Raw genomic sequence first — 13,098 nt, 5'->3', positions numbered from 1 at the left:
TAATTTATACCGTATTTTTATAAATCATTACTCAATATTCAATATTCAATATTAGAAATTTAACAATTTAAATTAAAATCCATTAAACGCGATAAGATGAATAAATTATCAAAAGAAACTAAATCTAAATCCAATATATTAAACGAAGTAGTAAAAGAAGCCAATAACGGCACTTATGTAAATATCGATGTTACTACAAATGCTCGAACTAATGAAATCGGTAAAATAAACGAATGGCGTAAAAGGTTGGAAATACGTATAAAACAACAACCTATCGAAGGTAAAGCAAATAAGGCCATTATCAAGTTTATAAAATCAGAATTGAATTTAAAAACAGACGTAGAAATAGTTACTGGTTCTACAAATAGTCAAAAGACATTGTTTTTTAAAAATTTGGACAAAAATACCGTTTTAATAAAATTAAACTTAAAAGAATAATTTTTATCAATATAATACCAATTAAATGGTAGGAATTTGAAAACTAGCTAAATTTTAAATTTTAAATTTTAAATTAGCGATATGTGATATTATGGATAATTTGCAAAAAGATACCAATTCAGAAAATACTAAAAATACTAAAAATACTAAAAATAATAAAAATAATAAAAATACCAAAATAAACTACACTTTGGCAGCATATAGACTTTGTACTCCTGAAGAAACAATGGAAAAGGTAGAACCGATCTTAAAAAGAATTGGCGTGACTAGAACAGCCAGGATTGATGGTTTAGACCGTATAGGTATACCGGTTTATTCTTCAATACGTCCAGAAGCTAAAGAGGGCGCCATAAGCGTATACGCAGGTAAAGGGGCAACTGAAACACAAGCAAAAGTTTCTTCGTCAATGGAAGCAATAGAGCGATACTGTGCTGAACAGGATGAATATACACCTTTAAAATCAACCAATACTCCAAAAAATCCCTTAGAATTAAAAGAATTAATAATACCAAATTTAAATATGTTGATAATCCATAAAGAATTGAACAATAATACCAATAATCCTAATAATACCAATAATATGGATAATTCAAATATTAATGAGAATAATATGGATAATGTTGATAATACCAATAATAACGACAATAACAAGTTAGATGATAACCTTAGTTTAAATAATTCAAATTTAAATCTTTCGGCGGTTGAATGGGTCGAAGGTTACGATATAATAAACGATGAATACGTCGACGTACCTGCTAACAGTGTTTTTCATCCTTACGAGGCAAATACTGGCAAATGGTTGTTTAGAAGTAATACAAACGGTTTAGCGTCTGGTAATTCTTATGAAGAAGCAGTTTTTCATGGAATACTTGAAGTAGTAGAACGTGACGCATGGAGTATTTCGGAATTATCTAGAAATACTTACAGAAAAGTAAATTTACAAAATGCAAAAAATCCCCTTATCCATGAAATGTTATTAAAATTCAGAAAAGCAAAAATAAACGTCATCATTAAAGATTTAACAAGTGAAGTAGGTATACCTACCGTCGCATGTATAAGTGATGAAGATGTGCTTAAAGACCCTGCGCTTTTATGTATGGGGGTAGGTTGCCATTTAGACCCTGAAATAGCAGTTATAAGAGCGTTAACTGAAGTAGCACAAAGTAGGGCAACCCAGATTCACGGTGCTAGGGAAGATACTGTAAGAGCCGACTTAATCCGTAAAGTAGAATATGACAGAATGAAGAGAATTCAGAGAAGATGGTTTACTCATAAAGAAGAAATAGATATCGCAGAAATAAAGAATTGTGCAAGCTATGACTTAAAAACAGATATTGAAACTGTAAAAACAATGTTAAAAGATAATGGATTCGATAAAATTGTTGTATTGAATTTAAACAAGTCCACTGTCGATGATGTAAACGTGGTACGGGTAATTATACCTAAAATGGAAGTTTATGCGGTAGATGATGCTAGAATCTCTAAAGATGTAAAAGAAAGAATTAAAACTAATTTACTCGGTACGAGAAAAATTATATAACTATATAATATATCATATATGAAATAAAAAGTAAAAAATAGAAAATAAAATTTAAAATTTAAAATTAAAGTGATTAAATGATTGTAAAAGAGTTTAAAGAAGAAAAATTTAATCTTGTAAAACCTTTATATAATTATCTTTTGGAAAATTATCTTTTGGAAAATCCTGATTTACAAATTTTGGAATTAGGTGTAGGTTTTTACTTTGAAATGGCGCTAAAATTAAAGAAAAATAATTATAACATTACAGTAATGGATTTTAATCAAAAAGCAGTAGATAATGCAAATTATTTGGGTTTAGATGCTTTCAAAGATGACCTTTTTAATCCAAATCATGGCTTATATGGGGAATATGATTTAATCTATTCTGTACGGCCACCGCGTGATTTACAGAATGATATCTATAACATTGCAAAATTAAATAACTGTGAGCTTGTTATACAGCCATTATCTAACGAAACACCATTAGAATCTTTAAAAGCCATAAATTATAATGGAAAAATACTTTGCAAATTATAACATATATCATTAAAATAAAATAAAAAATAAAATAAAAAAATAAGAACTAAGAAATAAAAATAATACTAATAATAATACTAATAATAATTTTTATCCATTTCTAACGTTTTCCGGAATTTTGGTACTAGATGGGATATTATAATGTAATTCCCTGCTTAATTCATAAATTTTAATACTTCTATCGCCAAATCTTTCTACGTCTTTTAAAAACATTCCAAATTCAATATATTTTAGTATATTACTAATTTCTGGAGTTTGGTTGCTTATTTTATCCAATAGTTTGTCGATAATTCTATGTAATTTCTTTTCTTGCTCGTAAATATCCATGTTTACTTCCCTGTCAATCACCATTTGCATGGCAATAGGAAACATATTTGTCATGGTTTTTTGCAATTCGTGGATATCTGGCTTAATATTTTCACTAATAACTAGTCCATCAACTATTTCTTCAGCAATGTTAGATAAATAGTCACCGCATCGTTCAATATTTGAAGCTATGGACGTTATAAGTAAAATTTGTTCATTTGTTAAGTATTTTGAGTATTTCATCTTTATTACTAGGTTTAATTCATCTTCCATTCTATTTAACATGTAATCCATAACTATAATTGACTTGGCTTCTTCTATATCGTTAGTATTAAGTGCATTTATTATTTTAGCGTTATGTTCCATTACGCAATTACCCATTTCGTGCAATGAGTTAATAATTTGTCCAAAAAACTTTTCTTCTTCGATATATTTTCCATAATCTTGTAATTTATCAATATTTAATACGTACGGGTGTTTTACCACCTTATCGTCAATAAGGGGTTTTAAAAGTTTTGCAACGTATCGTCTACTGACATCTAATTTTTCAGCAATTTCGTCCTGAGTTTCGGGTTCATCTTCAATTATGGTATTTAATATCGCGTGTAGTGTTGCATCCTTTCCTCTCATCATATTATCACAACAAATAAAATAATTACGCCAAAATAACAATTTCTGAACATATAATTATTTAGTTTACTTTATAAATTTAAGTTTTATATTGATTTATCGATGTATCAATTACTGGTAACTATTTAGTTTTAAATTACTATTTAATTGTATATATTTAACTAAATACCTATATTTAAAATTTATTCATAAATAATGAATATAATTATAATTGTTATAAGTATATTACTATATCGAACAAGGTATTTGGTATTATCATAATGGTACATATATAAACAAATATATAACATAAATAAAAAAGTAATGATTTACTGTAATTTAAGTTATAATTACGTTAATAACTAAATTAATAATTAAGATAATAATTAAGATAATAATTAAGATAATAATTAAATGGATTAATTACGATATCTCGTGAGATGTATGAACAACAACAGATTAAAAAAGAATAATAGAAATAAAAACATAAGAAATTTGGAAATTTTTGACACTACACTAAGGGATGGAGAGCAAACTCCGGAAGTATCTTTCCCAACAAATGCCAAATTAGAAATTGCTAGTAAATTAGATGAATTAGGCGTAGATGTAATAGAAGCAGGATTTCCGATATCTTCAAACGGCGAATTTGAAGCGGTTAAGAAAATAAAGCAATTAAATTTAAATGCAAAAATTTGTGGGCTTTCAAGATGTCAAAAAGGGGATATTGACGCCATTATAGATTGCGATTTAGATAATATTCATTTATTTATTGCAACGTCACAATTACATCGAGAATACAAATTAAAAAAATCAAAAGAGCAAATATTGGAAATCGTTTCCGATTCCATAACTTATGCAAAGGAACACGGATTAAATGTGGAGTTTTCGGCAGAAGATGCTACACGGACAGAGCTTGATTATTTAACTGAAGTATATACCGAAGCAATTTTATCAAAAACAGATTATATTGATATTCCAGACACCGTGGGTATTTTAACCCCTAAAAAAATGGAAAATTTGATAAAAAACTTAACTAGTAATTTAAATAATAATCTAAATAATAATCTAAATAATAATTTAAAAGTGCCAAATTTATCCGTACATTGCCATAATGACTTCGGTTTAGCAGTAGCTAACTCATTGACAGCTTTTGAACAAGGAGTATCACAAGTACACTGTACTATTAATGGAATAGGTGAAAGAGCAGGTAATACAGATCTTGCAGAGCTTGTTTCAAGTTTAAAGTTCTTATACAATAACGAAGACGGAAAAATGGGCATAAATACCAATATAAAAACTGAACTGTTGTACGATATCTCAAAATTAGTTTCCCATTATTCTAACATATCAATAGCCCCAAATAAACCATTAGTAGGAAGAAACGCCTTTGCACATGAAAGTGGGATACATACGCACGGTGTAATTGAAAATGCACTTACTTATGAACCAATTGACCCGAAAAAGGTCGGGAATAAAAGAAGATTGGTTTTAGGAAAACACGCAGGTACACACTCTATAAAATTAAAACTCGAAGAAATGGGTTTAATTGTGGGTGAAAACCTATCGAATGAACAGTTTGAAGAAATAGTTGTTAAAATAAAGGCACTAGGGGATAAGGGAAAATTAGTTCTAGATGCTGATTTAAGGGCAATTATAAAGGATGTTACATCTAAGGTGCTTAAATCAAAACGTGTAGTAAATTTAGAGCAATTGGCAGTTGTAACGGGTATAAATGTAATACCTACGGCAAGTGTAGCAGTTAATATTGCAGGTAAGCGGTATAAATCCTCACAAATGGGGATTGGACCAGTTGACGCCTCTTTAAAAGCTCTTGAATCCGTAGTTGGCGAGACTGTAAAAGCAAAACTTATCGAATATACCATAAATGCAGCTACGGGCGGTAGTGACGCTGTTGCTGACGTAACCGTCAAATTGGAGAATAATAAAAAGATAGTGACTGCAAAATCCACCAGTGAAGACGTGGTTCACGCCTCTGTCGAAGCAGTAATTGAAGGTATTAATCGATTACTAGATGAAAGTACCATCGATTAATCATTATCAAAATATAATTTATTTCACTTTTTCATTTTTACATATTTATGTTAATTTTGGTTCATATTTTTAAATTTAGAATAATTAAATAGCTATTTTTATATAATCATAATTTAATAAATACTCGTAAAATAAGATACGAAAAATAAAGAATAGTAAAATAAAATAAAATAAAATAAAAAGTAAAAAAATAATTAGGGATAATTAGAGATAATTAGAGTAGAAAAATAAGATATGATAAGATACGATAAGATAAAAATAAATAACGATATGTCAAAAATGTGAAAAAATGCTTGATATTAATATAAAAGGAACTATACCTAAAAATATGGAAGAACGGGGTTTAAACATCTTATCCGATAATCTCGGAGAAATCGAAAATATACTAAATCAGCGAAAAATGCCTAAAAAAGGTTTAAGTGACGAAAAAATAGAGTTACTTTTAAATTTCTTGGCAAACATGGACACTGACAAAGACCCAAAAGCTATACGAGTTGGTGAAAGAGAGGCTCGAATTTCATCAGAAATACATAAAAAATTATCATCTAATTTTTGTCATGGCATTGGCAGAAGTGGAAATCTCGTAGATCCTCAGCCTAAGGCACCAGGAGCAAGTGCTATGTACGCATTAACAAATAAAATACTAGAAAGCTTTTTAAAAAACTTAAATGTAAATGTTAACGCCTTGGCAACACCTGTGTCAACAGGAATGTCCATTGCGTTATGTTTAAGTGCCTTACAGCGTGGATTTTTAGTTGAAAATGTTGATGTGGGTAAAGATACGAAAATTACTACAAAGCAGTATTCCAAATACGATGGTGCAAATGTGGTAATTTACCCTTACGCGTCCCATAAAAGCCCTATAAAGTCTACTTCTTTTGTAGGAATGAGAATGAGGTTTGTGGAGACCAAATTAAGTGATAAAGACGATTGCGTGGAAATACCTGTCGAGGATATAATTTCGGCAACTGAAAAAGAGTTAAAAGATGGTAAAAATCCAGTAGTTTTAAGTACGTTAACATTTTTCCCACCCCGTAGAAGTGATAACGTGGAAGAAATTTCCAAGTATTGTCTAGAAAATGATATTCCTCATATTATAAATGGAGCTTATGCAATACAAAACCACAAATACCTTGATAAGCTTAAAAAAGCCTTAAAGTACCGAGTTGATGCTATTGTAAGTTCCACAGATAAAAATTTAATGACTCCAATCGGTGGGGGAATTATATATTCAAAAGATAAAAATTTCTTAAAAGAAGTTTCTTTGACATATCCAGGTAGGGCTTCCGCAACACCTATCGTAAACACGTTTGTATCACTTTTGTCAATGGGTATGGACAAATATACATATTTAATGAAAGAACAAGTTAAGAACAAAAATTTGTTAGACGAACTATTGATTGATTTGGCAAATAAAACAGGAAATAAAAAATTAAATGTCGATAGCCCCATAGCTTCCTGTATATCTACACAAAAAGACCCTATCGACGTTTCTGCAAAGCTATATAATCTTAGAGTTACCGGTCCAAGGGGTATAAGAACCACAGATCATTTTGGGAACTGTTATATGCAAGATTACAAGTATAATTACGTAGTTATGAATGCTTCAATCGGCGTTAAAGAAACTGACGTTATTAATGCGGTAGACAAATTAAGTAAGGTTATTTAATAATTATACTTAAAAATAAAATCAAATATGTGCTAATAAAATAATATAATAAAAATATAATAAAATAATAAAATAATAAAAATTAAAAGGAAGATTTTAGATGTTAGCAATTACAAAGATGTATCAAGAACTTATGGATTTAATCGGGGTAGATGAAGACGACTATGAGTTAATAAACCCTTATAAAAAAGATAGCGACTTAAAACACGTTTCAGATTACTATGATTATATCATAATATCTAAAGGTTACACAAAAAGAGTTTCAAATAACACAGGTGCAAATCCAGATAAAATTATAGAGGTAAGTGCCGTCACAATAGGCAGTTTAATAAATACATTAAACAATTTAAAGCAACTAAAAATAGGAAATTGTCAAAACATAGATGAGAGTATTGATCAACTAAGTGAATTGAATACACAAATCCATGCTGATGACGAAATCAAGAAATTGGTCGATAATTTTAATTCAAAAAATATTATTATAACGAATACGTCATTTATCCAAAAAATATTAGATGACTTGGGTTTAAACAATTGTAAAGTTAATCTAGAAATGATTGATGAAATTTGCAGAGCAGGTTGTTTAATAAATTTGGGAAATAATACAATGGATGATTTACAAAAATTAGTGATTGTTCCAGATTATGATTTAGATAAAATAGATGAATTAAATTTAAAAGATAAGTTTGACAGTAATTTATGTATTTTAAAAACGCACGATTATGATTTAGAATTAATCGAAAGAATCGAAAACAGATACAACCAAATTTTAGAATTTATAAAATAAGAACTAATTTTAAATTTTTAAATTAATTCTTATTTTTTTTATTCTAGTAGTTATTTATTTTTTTAGTCTTTTAGTCATTTAGTCATTTAGTCTTTTATTCGTTTTTTATTTATTTTCTTTTTTAACTTCATCGGATTCAAGGTGTGCCATCTTTTTTAAAGATTTTACAAATTTTTTTAATTGTAAAGCTTCTTTAATTTCTCCGTTTTTCCTAAAATATTTTGAAAGCTTTTTAATTTCGCTAATTGCTTGTTCATATTCGTTGTTTGAAGCATACATTATGCTTAGATTATACCTAGCTTCCCAGTAATCAGGGTTTAATTCTAAAGCCTTATTGTATTGGGCTTCTGCTTCTTCGTATCTACCCATATGACCCAAGATTGTAGCTAAATTATTATGTGCTTTCATATATTGAGGGTCCACCTCTAACGCCTGCCTGTATTCGTGTTCTGCTTCTTCAAGGTTGCCCAAATTGTCCAAAAGGCAACCTAAATTATTATGTGCTTCCGCAACATTTGAGTGCATCGTTATTGCCTTCCTATAATTTTTTTCAGCGTTTTTATAGTCTCCAGACGAATAATACTCATTTGCTTTTGTTAAAAGCTTTTGATATTCTTTTTCATCATCTGAATCGTTTTTTATATATTGTTTTTTATATTGGTAATTATCAGAATCATTTAAATGATTTTGACTTGTTATGTGGTCCTTCTCCTTTATATTCTTTTTGCTAACAATATTATTTTCTGAAATATCTTCATCATAGCATTTTTTATTAAATTGTTCTTTCTTATTATACTCAATATATTTTATTAGTTCAGGTTGCTGTTTTTTTGGTTTAATGTGCTCTTCATCTTCTTTTTTGGGGAATATTTCTTCCATTAGCCCTTCAATATAGTGTTCAACCATAGATTTGTCATGGATATTTTCATCATCGATACCTTTCTTTATCCCGTCAAGTATTCCCGTATCTTTTGCATCTTTTTTAATTGCGCCAACCTCAGAAGGTTTCATATCTTCTGATTCTTCCATACGATTGTAAGACTCAATACTTTCAAAAGGTTTTAAAGAGTGTAACGGTGTTATTTTTGTTTTATGCCATAATTCTTTTGAAGTTACTTCTTCACTTTGCTCTGTATCTTCATAAGAGTTTATTATAATGTCACTTTCGTCATCTAAAGCTTTTTCAGTTCTGATTATTTCTTTTTCAGGAATTCCTTCGTTCATATCGATTTTTTGTTCATGAATTTCAATTTTTACTTCAGGTTTTACTTTAGGCCAATTTTCTTTTTTAACAGCACTACCTGATAACTCACAACTTTCTACTTTTGGAGATATTAACTCATTAGATTTTTCCAATTCCACTTTAGATTCAGTTGATTCAATTCTAGCTTCAATTCTAGCTTCAGTTTCAATTTTATTTTCAATTTTATTTAATTCAGCTTCGGCAACATCTTTTTTCTCAATAATTTGTTGCTTTGGATGTTCTTGAGATATATCTTCGTTTAACTCAGATAATGGAGGAATTTCAAATTTTAACTTGCCTTCTGCCGTTTCAAATTTGTGCAAAACTTCCTCTTCTTTTAATTTTTCTTTTATCGAATGAACCATATCATCAAGATTACCTGATTCTTTAGTTTCCTTAATTTCATTAGTTTCAACTTTGTTTTCTTCTAAAGTTATTTTTTCATTATTCGTTTTTATGGTTTGTTCGATTACATTATCTTTATTATCTTCATTATATTCCTTATTTTCAGTATTTTCCTTATTTTCATTATCCGCATGTTCAGCACAATATTTACTTTCATATTTTTTACGTAATTCGTATTTTTTAACTAAATCCTGGTTATTTTTGGCATTACCATATTCCGGACATAATTCTAAAATTGATTCGTATTCTTTTGACGCATCTTCTAAAAAATTTAAAAATACATATAAATTTGCAAGATTGAATTTTGAATCACATAATCTATTAATTGATATTTCCATATTTTCCTTAATTCCAGTTATTGTATAATTTACACTGTCTGTTAGCTCATAGGAGTCCTTAAATCCCGTATATACGAATTTATTTTTATCAATCTTATTTTCATCATTTTCCAAATCTGAAAATATTTCAAGATTTAAATCATCTAATACGTACACCATAAGGTGTTTTTCTAATTCTATAGATTTTTTGCACAGTCTTATTAATTTATTAAATTTTAAATTGTTACCATTGCCTATGGCATTGATAGTATTCGTTTTATATTCATCCGACGTATTTGTATAGTCATCAGTTAATAAGGCTATCACATAACAGCTATTAATAAATTCTTTTTTTATTTCAATTTCATTTAATTTTGAAATATCATATGATGTGCACAATCTTTGGAATCCTTTTTCCAAACTTTTTTTAAGATATTCAGAGTATTTTTTTCCACTTTTTTCATCGTATATAATAACTGCATCATCAAAATCCATAGAATCCCTCAATATGGTTAACATTATTCACTGTAAACTTGTTATAGGTACTATTAATTACTTAGAGTATTGTAAATTGTACATTGTAACTATGTAAATATAATATGTAAAATCAGGATATGTAGTGATATATTATAATATGTAAGTCTATATAATTCTGTATAATTTTTGTGTTATTTAATATATTTATACATTAGGAAATGAATTTATCTTTTATAGCTTATCATTTTATCTTTTTGAATTTTTTTTGAATTTTATTTCATTATATTAAACTAAAATGTATATATTTAAATAGGTTAATCGCTAATTTATTAAATTGATATGTATTTTATAAGTAATGTATAACTAAATTAAATAAAACTAATAACAATATTACTATTAATTAATATTATTAATTAAATAAAATATTATTAAAAAAATAAACGTGATAAAATGGCAATATTAGGACTGGTAGGAAAACCAAACGTTGGTAAATCCACAACATTCAACGCTTTAACCGAAAACACCGCAGATATCGGTAATTATCCATTTACAACAATAAATCCAAATATTGGTACATCATATGTTACAAAAACATGTGCTTGTACTGATTTAAAAGTAACCTGTAATCCAAATAACTCAAAATGTGAAGATGGGATAAGATACGTACCTGTAGAAATAATAGACGTTGCAGGATTGGTTCCAGAAGCTCACAAAGGAAAAGGAATGGGTAACAAATTTTTAGACGATTTAAGACAGGCTGACGCATTTATCTTGGTTGTAGATGCAAGTGGAAAAACAGATTTGGAAGGAAACCCTGCTGAAAACCATGACCCTATTGAAGACGTTAAATTTTTGTTAAACGAGCTTGACATGTGGATTTACAATATATTGTCTAAAAACTGGGATAAATTATCAAGAAAAGCACAACAGGAAAGAAAACCTGCAAGAATAATCGCAGAGCAACTAAGTGGTTTAAACATATCTGAAAATCAGGTTTTAGCTGCAATAAGACCGTTAGACGAAAGCCCTATAAAATGGACTGACGAAGATATGATAAAATTATCCACAACACTTAGAATGATTTCAAAACCTATGATAATTTCCGCGAATAAGGCTGACCATCCTGATGCTGAAGCAAATATCGAAAAATTAAGAGAAGAATTTAAAGACTTCATTGTAATACCAACGTCTGCAGAAATAGAATTGGCACTCAACAAAGTATCAAAAGCTAATTTAGTTACTTACGATGGTAAAAAAGTTACTATAAACGAAGAAGCAACCAAAGACTTAAATGAAGCACAGAAAAACGCATTACTCTATATGAAAAATTACGCTGACAAATATGATGGTACCGGAGTTCAGGATTTAATAAATAGGGCATATTTTGAACTTTTAGATATGATTGTAGTCTACCCTGTAGAAGATGAAAACAAATACTGTGATAAAAAAGGAAATGTACTTCCCGACGCACACTTGGTTAAAAAAGGAACAACTGCTAAAGAATTAGCGTACAAAATACACACCGATATCGGGGATAAATTTATTTATGCAGTTGATGCGAAGAAAAAAATTAGAATAGGTGCTGACCAAGAATTAAAAGACGGAGACGTTATAAAAATCGTTTCAGCAGCATAATTTTAATAAATTACTAAATTAATAATTTAAGTAACTTACTAGATTAATAGATAAATAGATTAATTTACTTAATTTTTTAATTTATTACTATTTTCCAATTTATATTATAGAATTTCAAATAGTTAAGTTAATATACTGATAAGGATTACTATTTTATATCAAAGATTAATTAGTTTTAATTACCCCACGTGATTATTATGCAAGACAAGTATGGAAGAGCCATAAAATCTTTTAGAATATCAGTAACCCCCGAATGTAATTTAAAATGTTTCTACTGCCACAGAGAAGGTCATGGGTGTGGAAAGGATACTTTGATGAAACCCGATGAACTTGGAAAGATTGTTCACTCTGCTTTGGACTTCGGAGTCAAAAAAATAAAGATTTCTGGAGGCGAACCACTTTTAAGAACTGATATAGTAGAAATAGTTGAAAATATCGTCCACGAACAAATAATCGATATTTCAATGACTACAAATGGTATATTGTTAGAAAAATATGCCGAAGGTCTAAAAAAAGCTGGTTTGGATAGAGTTAACGTAAGCCTTGATACTCTAGACCCTGTACAGTACAAGGAAATAACTGGTGGAAACGTAGATAAAGTTTTAAAAGGAATTGAAAAAGCCATCGAAGTAGGTTTGACTCCTTTAAAAGTTAATTATCTTGCAATGAAGTGTAATTTGGATCAATTGCCAAAAATAATGGATTATTGCTCAAAAGTTGGTGCAATTCTACAAGTGATTGAATTTATTCCAATGGAAGAAGAATTAAAAGAACAACACGTAGATGTAAATAAACTTGAAGAAGAAATTGCAAAAGATGCTGTGGATGTAGTCACAAGAAAATTTATGCAAAACAGGAAGAAATATGTTCTTAAAAATGGTTTAGAAGTTGAATTCGTTAAACCTATGGACAATACTGAATTTTGTGGACATTGTACAAGAATTAGATTAACTTATGATGGACAACTAAAAGCATGTCTTTTAAGAGACGATAACTTAGTAGACGTTTTAACTCCAATCAGAAATGGCGAAGCAGATGTTAAAAAGTATTTTGTAGAATGTATTGATAACAGGGAACCATTCTGTAAATAAATAATACTTTA

General features: G+C 28.8%; 10 protein-coding genes. 8 read left to right on the top strand and 2 right to left on the bottom strand.

The window, feature by feature from the left end:
- Positions 1-135: 135 nt before the first annotated feature.
- From J2127_RS03000 to J2127_RS02990, 3 genes are all read left to right on the top strand, one after another.
- A complete protein-coding gene (locus J2127_RS03000; protein ID WP_209732290.1) occupies positions 136-438 on the top strand; it encodes a DUF167 domain-containing protein in 303 nt (100 codons plus the stop codon).
- Positions 439-529: 91 nt separating this feature from the next.
- A complete protein-coding gene (locus tag J2127_RS02995; RefSeq protein WP_209731991.1) occupies positions 530-1,978 on the top strand; it encodes a YcaO-related McrA-glycine thioamidation protein in 1,449 nt (482 codons plus the stop codon).
- Positions 1,979-2,055: 77 nt separating this feature from the next.
- Entirely contained in the window at positions 2,056-2,496 is a 441-nt protein-coding gene (locus J2127_RS02990) for a UPF0146 family protein (RefSeq protein WP_209731990.1), read from the top strand.
- Between the two features lie 90 nt (positions 2,497-2,586).
- Here J2127_RS02990 and J2127_RS02985 read toward each other — a convergent pair whose 3' ends face one another.
- Positions 2,587-3,435: a PhoU domain-containing protein gene (locus J2127_RS02985; RefSeq protein ID WP_209731988.1), complete on the bottom strand. Its 849-nt coding sequence runs from the start codon at positions 3,433-3,435 to the stop codon at positions 2,587-2,589.
- Between the two features lie 420 nt (positions 3,436-3,855).
- On the opposite strand from J2127_RS02985, the gene J2127_RS02980 reads away from it, so the two are divergent.
- The 3 genes from J2127_RS02980 (at position 3,856) to J2127_RS02970 (ending at position 7,919) form a co-directional block, all read left to right on the top strand.
- Positions 3,856-5,463, top strand: coding sequence for a 2-isopropylmalate synthase (locus tag J2127_RS02980; RefSeq protein WP_209731986.1), 1,608 nt, complete (start codon positions 3,856-3,858; stop codon positions 5,461-5,463).
- Between the two features lie 289 nt (positions 5,464-5,752).
- Entirely contained in the window at positions 5,753-7,132 is a 1,380-nt protein-coding gene (spcS, locus tag J2127_RS02975) for an O-phosphoseryl-tRNA(Sec) selenium transferase (protein WP_209731984.1), read from the top strand.
- 100 nt (positions 7,133-7,232) lie between these two features.
- Entirely contained in the window at positions 7,233-7,919 is a 687-nt protein-coding gene (locus tag J2127_RS02970) for a hypothetical protein (protein WP_209731982.1), read from the top strand.
- 105 nt (positions 7,920-8,024) lie between these two features.
- On the opposite strand, the gene J2127_RS02965 is transcribed toward J2127_RS02970, so the two are convergent.
- Positions 8,025-10,379 (bottom strand): tetratricopeptide repeat protein, encoded by a 2,355-nt coding sequence (locus J2127_RS02965; RefSeq protein WP_209731980.1) that lies wholly within the window; start codon positions 10,377-10,379, stop codon positions 8,025-8,027.
- Between the two features lie 432 nt (positions 10,380-10,811).
- Here J2127_RS02965 and J2127_RS02960 point away from each other — a divergent pair, with 432 nt between their 5' ends.
- Entirely contained in the window at positions 10,812-11,996 is a 1,185-nt protein-coding gene (locus tag J2127_RS02960) for a redox-regulated ATPase YchF (protein WP_209731978.1), read from the top strand.
- Positions 11,997-12,193: 197 nt separating this feature from the next.
- Positions 12,194-13,087: a GTP 3',8-cyclase MoaA gene (moaA, locus tag J2127_RS02955; RefSeq protein ID WP_209731977.1), complete on the top strand. Its 894-nt coding sequence runs from the start codon at positions 12,194-12,196 to the stop codon at positions 13,085-13,087.
- Positions 13,088-13,098 lie beyond the last annotated feature (11 nt).

It is taken from the genome of Methanococcus voltae, from assembly GCF_017875395.1.
Taxonomy (GTDB): Archaea; AGJL01; Methanococci; order Methanococcales; family Methanococcaceae; genus Methanococcus; species Methanococcus voltae_C.
The sequence above is the reverse complement of the archived record's forward strand: the minus strand, read 5'-3'. Positions and strand labels throughout refer to the sequence as shown.

Coding starts and splice junctions, on each gene's coding strand:
- J2127_RS02985 (WP_209731988.1), bottom strand. CDS start 3,435: ATGATGAGAGGAAAGGATGCAACACTACACGCGATATTAAATACCATA.
- J2127_RS02970 (WP_209731982.1), top strand. CDS start 7,233: ATGTTAGCAATTACAAAGATGTATCAAGAACTTATGGATTTAATCGGG.
- J2127_RS02990 (WP_209731990.1), top strand. CDS start 2,056: ATGATTGTAAAAGAGTTTAAAGAAGAAAAATTTAATCTTGTAAAACCT.
- J2127_RS02965 (WP_209731980.1), bottom strand. CDS start 10,379: ATGGATTTTGATGATGCAGTTATTATATACGATGAAAAAAGTGGAAAA.
- J2127_RS02980 (WP_209731986.1), top strand. CDS start 3,856: ATGAACAACAACAGATTAAAAAAGAATAATAGAAATAAAAACATAAGA.
- J2127_RS02960 (WP_209731978.1), top strand. CDS start 10,812: ATGGCAATATTAGGACTGGTAGGAAAACCAAACGTTGGTAAATCCACA.
- J2127_RS02995 (WP_209731991.1), top strand. CDS start 530: ATGGATAATTTGCAAAAAGATACCAATTCAGAAAATACTAAAAATACT.
- moaA (WP_209731977.1), top strand. CDS start 12,194: ATGCAAGACAAGTATGGAAGAGCCATAAAATCTTTTAGAATATCAGTA.
- spcS (WP_209731984.1), top strand. CDS start 5,753: ATGCTTGATATTAATATAAAAGGAACTATACCTAAAAATATGGAAGAA.